Source organism: Azospirillum argentinense (assembly GCF_000632475.1).
GTDB lineage: Bacteria > Pseudomonadota > Alphaproteobacteria > Azospirillales > Azospirillaceae > Azospirillum > Azospirillum baldaniorum.
This window is the reverse complement of record NZ_CP007795.1, coordinates 466,536-482,169: the sequence shown is the minus strand read 5'-3', so window position 1 is coordinate 482,169 and position 15,634 is coordinate 466,536. Positions and strand designations below refer to the sequence as shown.

Sequence of the window (15,634 nt, the reverse complement as noted above, 5' to 3'; positions counted from 1 at the left end):
GGCGGTGGGGTCCTGAAAAAACATGAGGCGAACAAGACCCGGCACTATACCCGTCCCGGCGGCACACCGCCACCCGTGCGACGCGATTGACAGAGATGATGACGTCTGCTCTTGAACCCCTCTCCCGGGGCGGGAGAGGGTGCCCGCGAAAGCGGGCGGGTGAGGGTCGAGCGAGGATCGAGACGCTGACTCTCGGGAGCACCCTCACCCGCCCGCCGCCCTGCGGCGGGCCCCTCCCTCTCCCGGGGCGGGAGAGGGGATCGCTCTCCGCACTATTACCGGACGATAACCACCACCAGCCGCTTCGGCCCGTGGACGCCGTAGGCCAGCGTTTGCTCGATGTCCGCGGTCTTCGACGGGCCGGAGATCAGCAGGGCGTTGGTCGGCATGCCGTCGGCCCAGCGATTCTCGGTCATCGCCTGCCAGAAGGTGTCGTACAGCGCGTCGGCGCGCAGCAGCGCCAGATGCATGTGCGGCACCAGCGACATCAGCCGCGGCTCCTCCGGCGTCGGCCAGACGATCAGGCTGCCGGTGTCGGCGATGGCCCCCAGCGTCGTGGTGATGCCGGCGTCGATGCCGTCGAACAGCCGTTCCTTGAAGGTCTCGACCCGGTCGGCGTAGGGGATCAGCTTCGGACCGCCCGCCATCCCGGACGCCGCCCATTCGGCCGACAGGCGCGCCCCGGCCTCGGTCGCCGGGCCGAACAGCAGGTTGCGGGTGCCCTGCGCCTTGAGGAAGGCCTGGACGTCGGCGGGCCAGTCGGCCTCGGTCGTCTCCAGGAATTCCGTGTGGACGGCCTCCATCATGCGCTTGATGCGCTCCAGCCGTTCCGCGCCGTCCCAGCGCTTGTTGCGCAGGACGGCGAAATCGGACTCCGGCGGGGTCAGCGGGTGGGCATCGCGCCCGGCGCGCAGCTTGCCCAGGATCGCGTTTCTGGACTCAGACATCGGGGATCCCCTTCTCGCGGGCGAGGGCGTGGAGCGTGCGGTTGGCGAAGCGCGGCTTGGCCCGCACGTTCGTCCACTCCTTCAGCAGCGGCAGGCTGGCGGGCGCGGCGTTGCCCAGCTTCGCCAGCAGCGCCGTCGCGAACTGGTAGGCGAGCGGCGAGGCGTAGGTCATCGACCAGCCCTTCCACACCATCGCCTCCGCCTTGCTGGCGTGCGATCCGGCGCCCCGCACCGCGTCGCCGGGATGAACGGCCTCCGACCGCAGGCGGCCCATGATCTCCACGATGGGGATCTTGACCGGACAGATCTCGACGCAGGCGTTGCACATGGTGCAGGCGTGCGGCAGCTCGCCCCGCTTCTCCAGCCCTTCCACCTGCGGCATCAGGATCGAGCCGATCGGGCCGGGGTAGGGCGCCTGATAGGCGTGGCCGCCAACCTTGGTGTAGACCGGGCAATGGTTCATGCAGGCGCCGCAGCGGATGCAGCGCAGCGTGTTGCGCAGTTCCTCGTCGGCGTAGATGCCCGACCGCCCGTTGTCGAGGATCACCAGATGGATCTCGTTCGGGCCGTCCTTCTCGCCCTCCTTGCGGGGGCTGGAGATCATGTTGACATAGGTGGTGATCGGCTGGGCGGTGGCGGAGCGGGTCAGCAGGCTGATGACCGGCGGCACGTCCTCCAGCTTCTCCACGACCTTTTCCAGGCCCATGACGGCGATGTGGACGGGCGGCACCGTAGTGCTCATGCGCCCGTTGCCCTCGTTCTCCACCAGACAGAGCGTGCCTGTCTCCGCCACCGCCATGTTGACGCCGGAGATGCCGACGTCGGCGGTCGCGAACTTCTTGCGCAGGACGCGGCGGGCGAGGTCCGTCAGCTGGGCCACGTCCTCGGTGTATTCCGCTTCCTTGATCTTCTGCTTGAACAGATGGGCGATCTGCTTGGTGTTCATGTGAATCGCCGGCATGATGATGTGCGAGGGCATCGCTTCATCAAGCTGGACGATGTATTCACCGAGGTCGCTTTCCAGGCTCTCGATGCCGTGCTTTTCCAGGAAGGCGTTGAGGTGCATCTCCTCCGACACCATCGACTTGCCCTTGACCACCAGCTTGGCGTTCACGCGCTGCATGATGGAGAGGACGATGGCGTTGGCCTCGTCGGTGGTGGAGGCCCAATGGACCTGGATGCCGTTCTTCGTGCAGTTGGCTTCCAGCGTCTCCAGCAGTTCCGGCAGCTTGGACAGGGCGCGCAGGCGGACCGAGGCGCCGAGCGTCCGCACCCCGTTCCACTCGGCGGTGTCGGCGAACTGCACGGCGCGCTTGGACATCAGCCCGTCCATGGCACGGCGGAAGTTGCCGCGGAGCTGCTGGTCCTGGAGCGCGGCGCTGGAGGCCTTTGCGAAATTAATGCTCGTCTCACCCATGGGTGCGCTCCTTCAGGAACTGGGCGATGTGGACTCCGCGGACCGGCTTCTTGCCGCCCTCCAGCGCGCCGGAGATGTTCATCAGGCAGCCGCAGTCACCGGACACCACGGCCTTCGCCCCGGTGTTCTCGATGTCCGCCACCTTGTCGCCGACCATGGCGGCCGAAATCTCGGGATGGCGCACGGCGAAGGTGCCGCCGAAGCCGCAGCATTCCTTCTCCCGCTGCAACTCGACCAGCTCGACGTTGGCGAGCTGGCGCAGCAGGGCCTTTGGCTCGTCGGTCACGCCCATTTCGCGCTGGGCGTGGCAGGAGGCGTGCCACGTGATCTTCACCGGTGGCCCCTGGTCCTCGAATTTAACCTTGAGGACCTGGACGAGGAACTGGGTCAGCTCCCACACGCGGGACGCCACCTGACGGGCGCGGACCTCGTCCGGCTCGCCTTTGAACAGGTCGGGCCAGTGCTTGCTCATCATGCCGGCGCAGGAGCCCGACGGCACGACGATGGGCCAGTCGCCGGGGAAGTAGTCCAACTGCGCGCGGGCGACCTTCAGCGCCTCCTCCCGGTAGCCGGAATTGTAGGCGGGCTGGCCGCAGCAGCTCTGCCCCTGCGGGAAGACGACGCGGATGCCCTGCGCCTTCAGCAGCTCCATGCCGGCCATGCCGGCTTCCGGATAGAACAGGTCGACCAGACAGGTGCCGAAGAAGTAAACGCTTTCGGGCCGCTCGATGTCGGGGCGGCTCGTGGTGCCGTCGTGGCTCATGGTTTTCCTCCCTCCCGCCTCAGAACGCGGGTTCCGACGCGCGCGTGGAAGCCGTGGCGGGAGCCTTCGGCGTCGAGCAGGCATCGACCAGATAGACGATGGAACGGTACGGCAAGCCGGAGTGGTCGGACAGGCCGATCTCGCAGGTCCGGCTGTTCGAATAGCCGGCCTTGGCCCCGGCGGGGATGTCCTTGGACAGGTGGCGCAGGGCGTGGGCGTTCAGCTCCGGCGTGGTGAAGCCCTTGTCGCCGGCGAAGCCGCAGCAGCCGACATCCTCCGGCACCACCACCTGGGTGGCGCAGGCGGCGGCCACCGCCTTCATCTTGGCATCCAGCCCCATGCGGCGGGTGGAGCAGGTCAGGTGCAGCACCACCGGCTCCGTCTGCTTGGTGAAGGTCAGACGATCCAGCAGATGGTCGTGGATGAACTCCACCAGATCCAGGACCTGGAGCCCGGCGTCCTTCAGGTGCTTCTTCAGCCGGAAGGAGCAGGGGCTGGTGTCGAGGACCACCGGGGCCGTGCCGTTGGCGCTGGCCGCCCAGATGGCGCGGACCATCTCCTCCGCCTTGGCGTCGGCCTGGGCGGCAAGGCCCTTGCTCTCCAGCGGCATGCCGCAGCACAGCGAGGACAGCTGTTCCGGATAGGCGACGCGGTAGCCGGCCTTCTGGAACAGCGCCTCCACCTTCACCGGCAGCGGGGTCTTCTCCGGATCGTTGGCGGCGGGACCCATGCTGCGGCTGGTGCAGCTCGGCACATAGACGACAGTCGGCGCATCGGCGGACGCCTTAGCCTGGGGCAGCGGCGTGAAGTTGGTCGGTGTGGGCAGGGCGCGCGGCAGATGCGGCAGGCGCTGGCCGGTGACGGTGCGCAGCTTCTCGAACAGCCCGTTCGCCGTGTCGTCGCCCAGCGTCCGCTTCGCCAGATCGGCCAGCTTCAGGCCGGTGCGGGCAACCGACAAGGCCCCGGCGGTGTGGCTGGCGACGTAGGTGCCGAACCCCTGGGCCACTGCCCCGCGACGGTCGCCGCGGATCGCCTTGATGAGCAGCCCCGTCTCGATCCCCACCGGGCAGGCGGTGGAACAGAGGCCGCAGGCCGCGCAGGTGTCGATGCCCTGGTAATCATAAGCCTCGTGCAAGGCGCCGAGCCGAGCCGCGTCCGCGCCCGTGGCCTCAAGACGCGAAATCTCGCGCCAGCCGACGATGCGCTGGCGGGGGGAGAGCGTCATCTTGTGCGACGGGCAGGTCGGCTCGCAGAAGCCGCACTCGATGCAGGTGTCCACCAGCGGGTGGGCGGCGGGCATCGCCTTCAGGTTCTTGAGATGCGCCTCCGGGTCGTCGTTCAGGATGACGCCGGGATTCAGCAGGCCCTGCGGGTCGAGCAGCGCCTTGATCTCCTTCATCAGGCCATAGGCCTGCGGACCCCACTCCATCTCCACGAAGGGGGCCATGTTGCGGCCCGTGCCGTGCTCCGCCTTCAGCGACCCGTCGTACTTGCGCACCACCTGATCGCACACCGCGTCCATGAAGCGGCGGTAGCGGTCCACCTCCTCGTCGGTGTCGAAGGCCTGGGTGAAGACGAAGTGCAGGTTCCCTTCCAGCGCGTGGCCGAAGATGATCGCCTCGGTGTAGCCGAATTTCAGGAACATGGCCTGAAGCTCGACCGTCGCCTCGGCCAGTCGGTCGAGCGGGTAGGCCACGTCCTCGATGATGACCGTGGTGCCGACCTTGCGCATGGCGCCGACCGCCGGGAACAGGCCCTTGCGGATCTTCCAGTAGCTTTCGCCCAGCTTGGCGTCGGTGGTGAAGGTGGGCGGGAACAGGGTCTGGGTCTGGGCGATCACCGCGCTGACCGCGGCAATGTTGGCGTCCAGCGCCGCCGCATCCTCGCCGCGGATCTCCACGAGCAGGGCGGAGGCGTCCGGCCCCAGCCCGCCGATGAAGTCCGGCATGCCCGGCTTGCCCTCGACCGAGCGCAGCGAGGCGCGGTCCATCAGCTCCACCGCCGACACCGGCGTCGGCTTCATCAGCGCGACGGCACGGCAGGCCTCCCCGATGTCCGGGTACATCAGCAGCGCGTTCGCCTTGTGGGCGTGTTCCGGCACCGTGTTGTAGGTGATCTCGGACAGGAAGCCGAGCGTGCCCTCCGACCCGATCATCAGGTGCTGGAGGATCTCGACGGGCTCCTCGAAGTCCACCAGGGCGTTCAGGCTGTAGCCGGTGGTGTTCTTGATGCGGAACTTGTTGCGGATGCGCTCCGCCAGCTTGTCGTCGGCGCGGGTGCGGGCGGCCAGATCGGACAGGCCGGACAGCAGGGCGCCGTGGCTGACGGCGAAGGCGGCGCGGCTGGCGGCGTCCCCGGTGTCGAGCAGCGTGCCGTCGGCCAGCACCAGCCGCATGGAAGCCAGCGTGCGGTAGCTGTTCTGGGCGGTGCCGCAGCACATGCCGCTGGCGTTGTTGGCCGCGATGCCGCCGATCTTGGCGGTGGCGATGGAGGCCGGGTCCGGACCGATCTTGCGTCCGAAGGGAGCCAGCTTGCGGTTCGCCTCCGCCCCGATGACGCCGGGCTGGAGGGTTACCGTCGCCGCACCCGGCGGGATGGTGCAGCCGCGCCAGCTGTCGCCCAGCAGGACCAGGACGGAATCGGTGACCGCCTGGCCCGACAGGCTGGTGCCGGCGGCGCGGAAGGTCACCGGGGTCTTCAGCTCCCGGCAGAGGTCGAGCAGCCGCACCACCTCGCCCTCGGCCTCGACGATGGCGACGATCTTCGGGATCAGGCGGTAGAAGCTGCCGTCGGTCCCGTAGGCCAGCGTGCGCAGCGGGTCGGTGACGAGGCGTTCGTCCGGCATGAACTCCCGGAGGGCCGCGTGCAGGCGGTCATAGGGCGCGGGCAGCATCGGTTCTCGGGGCCTCCGGATCTGGGACCGCGCGACGACTCCTCCGTGATCGCCGGTCCGGGTTGCGGGTGCTGGGGCGACGTTTGTTTCCGCCCGTCGGACGGACGGCTTGTTGTGTGCCACAGTCAGTCAGTCGGATAATCGATTTGCTTGGTGGCCGCAATGGTAAAATGAATTGACCAAACGCAGCGCTGTGATGCTGCAACGCATAAAAAATACGGCGGACAAAGAAAGCGGCGCCTCCCGACCGGATGGAAGGCCGAGCGGCGCCGTAGGGAATAAAGCTCGGCAGTGGATGACGCCCCTTCTCCTCGGGGGGAGGAGAAGGGGGGTCGGAGGTCGACGCTTAGGGGATCATCCAGGGCAGGATGTAGGCCTGGATCATGGTGATGACGCCGATGATCGCGACGAAGAACAGGCTGTGCTTCACGGTGAAGCGGAACAGCTCGGACTCGCGGCCGACCAGACCCACCGCGGCGCAGGCCACGGCGATCGACTGCGGGGAGATCATCTTGCCGGTGACGCCGCCGGTCGTGTTGGCCGCGACCATCAGCACATCGGACACGCCCACCTGCTGCGCCGTGGTGGCCTGCAGGCCGCAGAACAGCGCGTTGCTCGACGTGTCGGACCCGGTCAGGAACACGCCCAGCCAGCCCAGGATCGGCGAGAAGAACGGGAACAGGAAGCCCGTGCCGGCCAGCAGCAGCGCCAGGGTCGAGGACAGGCCCGAGTAGTTGGCGATGAAGGCGAAGGCCAGGACCATGCCGATCGAGTAGATCGGGCGCTTCAGCTCGCTGACCGTCTCGACGAAGGTCTTCACGCCGTCGGCCGGGCGCATCTTCAGCATGACCATTGTGATGATCGCGGAGATCAGGATGGCCGTGCCGGTGGCCGCCAGCAGGTCGAGCTTGTAGACGGCGTCGATGGGCTTCGGCGAGGCGACGATCGGGGCGGCCTTCAGGACCAGCTTGTCCAGCCCGGCGATCGGGAAGTACAGCACCGTGTCGGCCAGCGCGCCGCCCTTGGCGAACAGGGCCTTGAAGGGCTTCAGGCTCCAGATCGTGACGATCACGGTCAGGATCAGGAAGGGCGACCAGGCCTTGGCGATCTCACCGGCGCTGTAGCTGCGCTGGGCGTTGAACTCGCTCGACGCCATGGCGCCGACCGACTGCGGCACCGGACCCGACGCCAGCGGGGAGTTGGCGAAGCGGAAGATCGCCTTCGGCTTCCAGAACTTCAGGAAGACGGTGATGCTGACGAGGCTGACCAGGGCGGAGGTGATGTCCGGCAGCTCCGGCCCGATGAAGTTGGCGGTGAAGTACTGGGTGACGGCGAAGGTGCCGCCGGCGACCAGGATGGCGGGCCAAGTCTCGCGCACACCCTTCCAGCCATCCATGATCATGATGATCCAGAAGGGCACGAAGACGGACAGCAGCGGAAGCTGGCGGCCGGCCATGGCGCCGATCTTGAACGGGTCGAGCGAGGTGACCTGACCGGCGACGATGATCGGAATGCCCATGGCGCCGAAGGCCACCGGGGCGGTGTTGGCGATCAGACAGAGACCGGCGGCGTAGAGCGGGTTGAAGCCCAGCCCGACCAGCAGCGCCGCGGTGATGGCGACCGGCGCGCCGAAGCCCGCGGCCCCTTCCAGGAAGGCGCCGAAGGAGAAGCCGACCATCAGCATCTGAAGCCGCTGGTCCTCGGTGATCGACACCACCGACGAGCGGATGATCTCGAACTGACCGGTCTTGACCGTGATCTTGTAGAGGAACACGGCGGCCACGATGATCCAGGCGATGGGCCACAGGCCATAGAGGAAGCCGTATCCGGCGGACGCCAGCGCCATGCTGACCGGCATCTTGTAGAACAGGATGGCGACGGCCAGCGAAATGGCGACGGTGATGGTGCCCGCGATGTGACCCTTCATGCGCAGAACGGTCAGCGCGATGAAGAAGAAGATGATCGGCAACGCGGCCACAAGTGCCGAAAGCCAAAGGTTACCCGCGGGATCGTAGACTTGTGTCCAGGGCTGCATGTTTCCTACCTATGCCGCAGATTCTCGGTTCTGCGCTTTGGCCTGCGACCGTGAGTGGAGCCCGGACCCGCGCGTCTTATCCGGACGCGCGCCGCCTGTCATTCCACGGCCGACCGGTCGTGGAGATCAGTTTTTTCTTGGGTTGGGCTCCGGTCAAAACTTATGACCAAAGGCTCAGAACGGATACATTGGGTCGCAATGGTTGGCAATAGGGAAAATTCAATTTACCGTCAGCGTTGAGTGAGACTTTTTCTTGCCCATGGTATTACCACCAGACCCATTCGGTGGCGGAGTGGCCGGGAAACGGTGGCATGGATCTCGGCAGGGCTGGACGTGCGAAAGCGGTGACGATATCTAACCTTCTGGATGAGGCGGGATTTCTGCGGATGCAGGGCAAGGGGCAAGGCAGAGGAATGATAAAGCCGGCCAAATTGGCGGACGCCATCGCGGACCATCTGGAGACGCTGATCCGGGAGGGCGTTCTGCGTCCGGGGGAGAAGCTGCTGCCGGAACGGGACCTGGCGCTCAAGCTGGACGTCTCGCGCCCGTCCCTGCGCGATGCGCTGGAGAAGCTGGAGGAGCGCGGGCTGCTCGTCTCCGGGCGCAACGGCACGCACATCGCGCAGTTTCTGGCGCCCATCGCGGCGCCGCTGGCGGCGCTGCTGCAATCCGATCCGGACGCGCCCTTCCATTACCTGGAGTTCCGCAGTTCCATCGAGGCGTCCGCCGCCAAGCTGGCCGCGCAACGGGCGACCGACCTCGACCGCGAGGCGATCCGCGCCCTGGCCCAGCGCATGCGCGACGCCCATGGGAAGGACGACCCGTCGGAAGAGGCCGACGTGGACGCCCAGCTTCACCTCGCCTTTTACGAGGCGGCGCACAACACGGTGATGCTGCACATCATGGGCGCACTGTCGGAAATGCTGCGCAACGACGTGTTCTACAACCGCGACCGGCTCTACACCCGACCTGCCGTGCGCGACTTGCTGTTGAATCAGCATCTGGCCATTGCCGACGCGGTTCTGGCCGGCGATGCCGAGGCCGCCCAGGCGGCGGCGGAGGCGCATGTGATGTTCACGCTGCACACTTTGCGCGAAATCCGCGAGGACGACACGCGGCTGGAGGCCTCCCTGCGCCGCATCGGGCGCACCGACCTGATCGAAACTGCCGAACGGGCCTGAGCCCCGTTCGGTCGTCCATCATTCGGGAACCCGAGGGCCATTCTCGGTTTTACACGGCTGTAGGCCAAGGGAGGTCCAGCCGTGCCCACCGCAACGCCACTTGCCGAAACGCTGCCGTCCATCATTCCCTATTGCGGCGCCCCGCCGGTGCCGGACGGGTTCTGGAGCGCCTGGAACGGCGATCCGGTCCTGCTGTCCGTCTTCGCCCTGGCCGCCGCGGGATACGCGATGGTGGTGCGGCGGCATGGAGCGGGGATGGCGCGGCACCAGCCCTGGTGCTTCGCCGCCGGGTGGCTGGTGCTGTTCGCCGCCTTCGTGTCGCCGCTGTGCAACCTGACCTCCGCCCTGTTCTCGGCGCGGGTGGTCCAGCATCTCCTGACCATCCAGGTGGCGGCGCCCCTGCTGGTCCTGTCCTGGCCGATGGGCGCGCTCCGCTGGCCCCGCTGGGCGCAGATCCTGGCGTCACCTTTGGCCATTTCGGAAATCGCCTGGGGTCTGTTCGGACTGTTCCTCTGGGTGTGGCACCTGCCGGGACCCTACATGGCGGCGCTGCGCTTCGACGCGGTTCTGTGGGTCATGCACGCCAGTCTCCTCGTCGGCGCGGTCGCCGCGTGGCGGACGGTGCTGGCCCCTGACGATGCGGCGATGCGGGGGAGGGGGCTGCTGTCGGCCTTCGGCACCTCGGTCCATCTCGCCATCCTCGCGGCGCTGCTGATCTTCGCCCCGCAGCCGCTGTTCGTCTACCATCTGGACACGACGGCGCCCTGGGGCCTGTCTGCGCTCGCCGACCAGCAGCTCGGCGGCCTCATCATGGGGGTGGTCGGGGCGGCGGTTTATGTGATGGTCAACCTCTACGCCCTGGCGCGCTGGCTGATGGTGCCCGAGCGGCAGCGGTCGTAAGGCGGTCAGCGCGCCTCCAATCCGAGGAAGCTCCAGGACACATCGCCACGGCCGAGCATATCCTCCCGGTCATTCCGATGGATGCAGCGAAGGCCGACGGACGCGGCAAGCTCGATGGTTTCAGCGGCTGAAACGTCGTACATGGTCCGCCCCGCCGGCACCGGGCCATGCCGCAAGGACATGACGATCCGGCCGTTCGGGTTCAGAAGGGCCGCGATGTGCGGCATCGCGATGGCTCGCTGGGCTTTGTCGAGATGCATCCACACAGCGGTGAGCAGGACGACGTCGTAGCGCCCGCCGTCGCTCCGCACCGCCGTCAGCTCTGGCAGGCTGTCGTCGATCCAGCGGATCGGCGTCGCGGCGTGAATGCGCACACCCGCGTTGCGAAGCTCTACCGTCGGTTCGACGGCCGTCACGTCGTGACCGAGCCGCGAGAGGGCGGCCGCGTCCCGTCCGGTGCCGGCGCCGATGTCCAGGATGCGGCTCGGCCGGGAGGGAAAAAGGTGGAGCACATCGCGATGCACATCGGCGAACGCCACGCTCTCGTACTGTTCCGTGAGCGCCGTCGCGTTTTCACCGTATCCGCTCAATCCGCTCATTCCCCGGCCCTCCGCATGGCGCGCCGATGACGGCGCGACCGTCCCTCCTGCATACCACAGAGCGGCGGACATCACCGATGCGTTGGGGAGACGCGCGCAACGAAAAACCCCGGCCCTTGCGGGCCGGGGTTCTCGTGTCGCGTCATGCTCAGTGGACGGCGGCGCTGCTCCGTCCGCCGCTGCCGGTCAGAGCGAAGCCCAGCGGCGGGCGTTCCGGGGCCTTGAAGCCGGTGGCGCGGTCCTCCTCGACCGGCACCCCGTCCAAGGTCAGGCGACCGTCCCGCGCCGACAGGTGCAGGGTCGAGCGTTCGTCCACCTCGCCGTCGAGCAAGCGCTCGGCGATCGGATCCTCCACCAGATTCTGCACCGCCCGCTTCAACGGACGGGCGCCGAAGGCCGGGTCCCAGCCGAGGTCGGCGAGACGGGCGCGGGCCGCGTCGTCGGCGGTCAGGGACAGGCCGCGCTCGGCCAGACGGTCGGCGACGCGGGCAAGCTGGATGTCCACGATGTGGGCCATCTGCTCGCGTCCCAGCCGGCGGAAGATCAGCACGTCGTCCAGCCGGTTCAGGAACTCCGGCCGGAAGGCGCGGCGCACCGCGTCCATGACCTCGATCCGAGCGCCCTCCAGGCTGTCGTCCTCGCCGAGTGCGGTCAGGGCGTCCGCCCCCAGGTTCGACGTCATGATCAGGATCGCGTGGCGGAAGTCCGCCGTGCGGCCCTGCCCATCGGTCAGCCGCCCGTCGTCGAGCGCCTGGAGCAGCACGTTCAGCACATCCGGATGGGCCTTCTCCACCTCGTCCAGCAGGACGACCTGATAGGGCCGGCGCCGGATCTTCTCGGCCAGCGTGCCGCCGTCGTCATAGCCGACATAGCCCGGGGGCGAGCCGATCATGCGGGCGACGGAGTGCTTCTCCATATACTCCGACATGTCGACGCGGGTGACAGCGGTCTCGTCGTCGAACAGGAAGGCGGCGAGCGCCTTGGCCAGTTCCGTCTTGCCGACGCCGGTCGGGCCGAGGAACAGGAAGGAGCCGGTGGGACGGTTCGGGTCCTTCAACCCGGCCCGCGCCCGGCGCACCGCCTTGGACACGGCGCGCACCGCCTCCGCCTGACCGACGACGCGCTCGGCCAGCCGGTCCTCCATGCCCTTCAGCCGCTGCCGCTCGCTGTCCAGCATGCGGTCCACCGGGATGCCGGTCCAGCGGGTGACCACGGCGGCGATGTCCTTCGCCGTGACCTCCTCCCGCTCCGCGTTGGCGCGGGATTCCGCCTCGGCCAGACGCTTCTCCAGGTCGGGAACGACGCCGTAGGCCAGCTCGCCGGCCTTCGCCCAGTCGCCATCGCGCTGCGCGTGCTCCAGCTTGGTGCGGGCCTGGTCCAGCTCCTCCTTCAGGCGGCGGCCCTCGGTGCGGCGGGACTGGCCGACGCGCCATTCCTCTTCCATGGCGGTCAGCTTCGCCTCGTCCACTGCGAGTTCGGACTCCAGCTTGTGCAGCCGTTCCTGGGACGCGGCATCGGGCTCCGACTTCAGGGCCTCGCGCTCGATCTTCAACTGGGCGACACGGCGACCGACGGCGTCCAGCGCCTCCGGCTTGCTGTCGATGGCCATGCGCAGGCGGCTGGCCGCCTCGTCGACGAGGTCGATGGCCTTGTCGGGCAGTCGGCGGTCGGCGATGTAGCGGGCAGAGAGCTGCACCGCCGCGACCACCGCCGCGTCGGCGATGCGCACGCCATGGTGCACCTCGTACTTGCCCTTGATGCCGCGCAGGATCGACACGGCGTCCTCGTCGGACGGCTCGTCCACGTTCACCGGCTGGAAGCGGCGGGCGAGCGCCGCGTCCTTCTCGATGTACTTGCGGTACTCGTCCGGCGTGGTGGCGCCGACGCAACGCAGCTCGCCGCGCGCCAGCGCGGGCTTCAGCATGTTGGCGGCGTCCATCGCGCCGTCCGTGCGGCCGGCGCCGATCAGCGAGTGCAGCTCGTCGATGAACAGGATGATGCGGCCCGCCGCCTGCTGCACTTCCGACAGGACGGCCTTCAGCCGCTCCTCGAAGTCGCCGCGGAACTTGGCGCCGGCCAGCAGGGCGGTGAGGTCGAGCGCGAGCACGCGCCGGTCCTTCAGCCCCTCCGGCACGTCGCCGGACGCCAGCCGCTGGGCCAGCCCTTCCACCACGGCGGTCTTGCCGACGCCGGGCTCGCCGATCAGCACGGGGTTGTTCTTGGTGCGCCGGGCCAGGACCTGGATGGTCCGCCGGATTTCGTCGTCGCGCCCGATCACCGGGTCGAGACGGCCCTGCCGGGCTTCTTCCGTCAGGTCGCGGGCGTATTTGGCGAGCGCCTCGCCCATCTGCGAATCCTCCTGCCGGTCGGCGGGGCGGTTCCTGCTCAGCGACTCGACGCCCTCGACCAGCACCGCGGGATCGACACCGGCGCGGTGGAACAGCGCGCGGGTGCTGCCGCCCTGGGCGGCCAGCGATTCGAGAAGCCGTTCGGGGGAGACGAACTTGTCCCCGGCACCCCGCGCCGTTTCGACGGCATTCTGGAGCACGCCGGCGAGCGCCGGGGACATGAAAATCGGGTGCGGCCCTTCGCCATCCACACGGGTCTGGCGGTTGAGGGTTTCCTCGGCGGCGGTCTTCAGAAGCTCGGGGTCGCCGCCGGCATCGCGGATCAGCTTGGCGGGCACGCCGTCGGCGTCCTCGACCAGGGCCTTCACGAGATGTTCGGGGACGAGCTGTTGGTGGCGTCCGGCGAGAGCCGCCAGTTGCGCAGCCTGGATGACGCCGCGCGCACGGTCGGTGAACAGACCGAAGTCCATCAGGCACTCCGTTCGTTATGGTTCCCGCCCTTTGCGAAGGCGCGGGAAGACGGCCTGTGTGGCCCGCACCATGCGCGGCCCCGGTCGCCTCAAGGGAACAGATGGGCAGGGGTGCCGCCCCGATCAAGACGGCCGCCCAGACCGTGGGGCAAGGCTGTCTTGCGCCTACGATGTCTCACTATATGGACGACGATTTATTTATTTGACACACTCCATACACCTTCATAAAGTGGTGGAAACTGATATGCCAGATATCGGACAACAACGCGGGAGGGAGGATATGGCCGGCATCGGAGCAAATCCGCTCGATGCACAAGCGTCGCCGGAGAAGCCGCAGGCGTCCGGAACCCAGACGCTGATGCGCGGCCTCGCCCTCCTGGAATGCGTTGCGGCGGGCATCGGTGACGTGAAGGGAATCGCCGCCCGGCTGGGCACGCCGCGCAGCACCACGCACCGGATGCTCAACAGCCTGACCCAGGACGGCTATCTGCATCACGTGCCCTACAAGGGCTACCTGCTGGGGCCGAAGCTGATCGCGCTCGGCATGCGCGCGCTGGAGCAGCGCCCGCTGGTCGCCATCGCCCGCCCGCACATCGAGGAGCTGGCCCGCCAGACCGGCGACACCGTCCATCTCGGCGTCGTCGAAGGGGCGGAGGTCTTCTACCTCGACAAGATTCCGAACACGCGCGGGCTGGAGATGCGGTCGCGCATCGGCCTGCGCATGCCGCTGGCCTCCACGGGGCTGGGCAAGGCGCTTCTCCTCGGCCTGCCGCGCGAGCGCTGGTCCGAGCTGTACGAACACGCGCTCCGCCTGACCGCGGCGGCGCCGGAACGGCCCCCGCTGGCGCCCTGGCCGGAGTTCGAATCCCGGCTGGCCGCCTATGTGGATCGCGGCTGGTCCTTCGACCTTGAAGAAAACGAAATCGGCATCCGCTGCGTCGGCGCGCCGATCCGTGACGTCCGCAACCAGGTCGTCGCCGCCATCAGCGTGGCGAGCGCCGTGCCGTACATGCCGGACGAACGGATGGAGGAGCTTGGACCCGTGGTCCGGGCGGTCGCCGACGCGATTTCAAAGGATTTGGGATGGAAACGGGACGAACGGGCGTCGGGGCATCGCTGATCGCCCTCGACTGGGGAACGTCGAGCCTGCGCGGCTTCCTGATGGGCCGCGACGGGCGGGTGCTGGACCAGCGCGCCAACGCGCACGGCATCCAGAACCTGCCGATGCCGGGCATCGCCGGCTTCGAGCAGGCCTTCGCCGACCTGTGCGGCGACTGGATGGCCGCCCATCCGGGGCTGCCGGTGGTGGCCGGCGGCATGGTCGGCAGCGCCCAGGGCTGGCGCGAGGCCCCCTATGTCCGCTGCCCCGCCGACACGACCACCCTGGCCTCGCAGGCCATTCCGGTGGAAAGCGCGTCGGGCTCCCGCATCCTGATCGCGCCGGGCGTCCTCTACGACCCGCCGAGCGGCCCGCCGGACATCCTGCGCGGCGAGGAGATCCAGATCGCCGGCGTGCTGGCCGATCGTCCCGACTGGGGCCGCGACGCCTGCATGGTGCTGCCCGGCACCCATTCCAAATGGGTGGAGATCGTCGGCGGGCGCATGATCCGCTTCTCCACCTACATGACCGGCGAGACCTTCGCCGTGCTGTGCAAGCACTCCATCCTCGGCCGGCTGATGCCGGCGGACGCCGCCCCGGCGGAGGCCGAGTCCGACGCCGCCTTCGCAGAGGGCGTGCGGGCGGCGCAGGCCAGCGGGCCGGGCGACTTCACGCACCAGATCTTCGCCGCGCGCACGCTCGGCATCACCCGCCGCATGCCGGCGGAGCTTCTGAAGGATTACCTGTCCGGCCTGCTGATCGGCCACGAGCTGGTCTCCGGCCTCGGCCACATGCGCAACGAGCTGCATGAGGGCCGTCCGCTTCTGCTGATCGGCGAGGGCGCGCTCTGCCGCCGCTACGTGCGCGGCCTGGAGCTGCTGGGCGTCGAGCCCACCGACCGGCTTGAGAACACCGCCCCGCGTGGGCTTTTCCAGTTTGCCGTTGCCGCCGGCCTGATCGCGCCGGCGGGGGAGTGACGAAC

General features: G+C 68.3%; 11 protein-coding genes. 4 read left to right on the top strand and 7 right to left on the bottom strand.

Annotation, left to right across the window (positions count from 1 at the left end; all coding sequences use genetic code 11):
- Positions 1-275: 275 nt before the first annotated feature.
- The 5 genes from ABAZ39_RS24605 to lldP form a co-directional block, all read right to left on the bottom strand.
- Complete coding sequence (locus ABAZ39_RS24605; RefSeq protein ID WP_040136557.1) at positions 276-947, bottom strand: LutC/YkgG family protein; 672 nt, start codon at positions 945-947, stop codon at positions 276-278.
- Positions 940-2,364, bottom strand: coding sequence for a LutB/LldF family L-lactate oxidation iron-sulfur protein (locus tag ABAZ39_RS24600; protein WP_040136555.1), 1,425 nt, complete (start codon positions 2,362-2,364; stop codon positions 940-942). Before ABAZ39_RS24600 ends, ABAZ39_RS24605 begins: the two co-directional genes overlap by 8 nt.
- Positions 2,357-3,127, bottom strand: a complete 771-nt coding sequence (locus tag ABAZ39_RS24595; protein ID WP_040136553.1) for a (Fe-S)-binding protein — start codon at positions 3,125-3,127, stop codon at positions 2,357-2,359. Before ABAZ39_RS24595 ends, ABAZ39_RS24600 begins: the two co-directional genes overlap by 8 nt.
- A 19-nt stretch (positions 3,128-3,146) precedes the next feature.
- The gene (locus ABAZ39_RS24590) at positions 3,147-6,020 is read right to left on the bottom strand and encodes an FAD-binding and (Fe-S)-binding domain-containing protein (protein ID WP_040136551.1); all 2,874 of its coding nucleotides are present in this window, start codon (positions 6,018-6,020) and stop codon (positions 3,147-3,149) included.
- A gap of 346 nt (positions 6,021-6,366) precedes the next feature.
- On the bottom strand, positions 6,367-8,055 hold the full coding sequence (gene lldP / locus ABAZ39_RS24585) for an L-lactate permease (RefSeq protein ID WP_040136550.1): 1,689 nt from the start codon (positions 8,053-8,055) through the stop codon (positions 6,367-6,369).
- Positions 8,056-8,468: 413 nt separating this feature from the next.
- On the opposite strand from lldP, the gene ABAZ39_RS24580 reads away from it, so the two are divergent.
- On the top strand, positions 8,469-9,236 hold the full coding sequence (locus ABAZ39_RS24580) for an FCD domain-containing protein (RefSeq protein WP_040136547.1): 768 nt from the start codon (positions 8,469-8,471) through the stop codon (positions 9,234-9,236).
- 81 nt (positions 9,237-9,317) lie between these two features.
- Positions 9,318-10,136, top strand: coding sequence for a cytochrome c oxidase assembly protein (locus tag ABAZ39_RS24575; protein ID WP_051658494.1), 819 nt, complete (start codon positions 9,318-9,320; stop codon positions 10,134-10,136).
- Positions 10,137-10,141: 5 nt separating this feature from the next.
- Here ABAZ39_RS24575 and ABAZ39_RS24570 read toward each other — a convergent pair whose 3' ends face one another.
- Both ABAZ39_RS24570 and clpB read right to left on the bottom strand, forming a co-directional pair.
- Positions 10,142-10,735 carry a class I SAM-dependent methyltransferase gene (locus ABAZ39_RS24570; protein ID WP_040136545.1) on the bottom strand — a complete coding sequence of 198 codons (594 nt, stop codon included), beginning with the start codon at positions 10,733-10,735 and terminating at the stop codon, positions 10,142-10,144.
- 148 nt (positions 10,736-10,883) lie between these two features.
- Positions 10,884-13,553, bottom strand: coding sequence for an ATP-dependent chaperone ClpB (gene clpB / locus ABAZ39_RS24565; RefSeq protein ID WP_040136543.1), 2,670 nt, complete (start codon positions 13,551-13,553; stop codon positions 10,884-10,886).
- 280 nt (positions 13,554-13,833) lie between these two features.
- Here clpB and ABAZ39_RS24560 point away from each other — a divergent pair, with 280 nt between their 5' ends.
- Together ABAZ39_RS24560 and ABAZ39_RS24555 are read left to right on the top strand one after the other, a co-directional pair.
- Positions 13,834-14,673 carry an IclR family transcriptional regulator gene (locus tag ABAZ39_RS24560; protein ID WP_040136541.1) on the top strand — a complete coding sequence of 280 codons (840 nt, stop codon included), beginning with the start codon at positions 13,834-13,836 and terminating at the stop codon, positions 14,671-14,673.
- Positions 14,637-15,629 (top strand): 2-dehydro-3-deoxygalactonokinase, encoded by a 993-nt coding sequence (locus ABAZ39_RS24555; protein WP_040136538.1) that lies wholly within the window; start codon positions 14,637-14,639, stop codon positions 15,627-15,629. The genes ABAZ39_RS24560 and ABAZ39_RS24555 overlap by 37 nt, the downstream gene beginning before the upstream one ends.
- Positions 15,630-15,634 lie beyond the last annotated feature (5 nt).

Bases quoted from the DNA above. Each gene is read 5' to 3' on its own strand.
- ABAZ39_RS24605 (WP_040136557.1), bottom strand. From the start codon at position 947: ATGTCTGAGTCCAGAAACGCGATCCTGGGCAAGCTGCGCGCCGGGCGC.
- ABAZ39_RS24600 (WP_040136555.1), bottom strand. From the start codon at position 2,364: ATGGGTGAGACGAGCATTAATTTCGCAAAGGCCTCCAGCGCCGCGCTC.
- ABAZ39_RS24595 (WP_040136553.1), bottom strand. From the start codon at position 3,127: ATGAGCCACGACGGCACCACGAGCCGCCCCGACATCGAGCGGCCCGAA.
- ABAZ39_RS24590 (WP_040136551.1), bottom strand. From the start codon at position 6,020: ATGCTGCCCGCGCCCTATGACCGCCTGCACGCGGCCCTCCGGGAGTTC.
- lldP (WP_040136550.1), bottom strand. From the start codon at position 8,055: ATGCAGCCCTGGACACAAGTCTACGATCCCGCGGGTAACCTTTGGCTT.
- ABAZ39_RS24580 (WP_040136547.1), top strand. From the start codon at position 8,469: ATGATAAAGCCGGCCAAATTGGCGGACGCCATCGCGGACCATCTGGAG.
- ABAZ39_RS24570 (WP_040136545.1), bottom strand. From the start codon at position 10,735: ATGAGCGGATTGAGCGGATACGGTGAAAACGCGACGGCGCTCACGGAA.
- clpB (WP_040136543.1), bottom strand. From the start codon at position 13,553: ATGGACTTCGGTCTGTTCACCGACCGTGCGCGCGGCGTCATCCAGGCT.
- ABAZ39_RS24560 (WP_040136541.1), top strand. From the start codon at position 13,834: ATGGCCGGCATCGGAGCAAATCCGCTCGATGCACAAGCGTCGCCGGAG.
- ABAZ39_RS24555 (WP_040136538.1), top strand. From the start codon at position 14,637: ATGGAAACGGGACGAACGGGCGTCGGGGCATCGCTGATCGCCCTCGAC.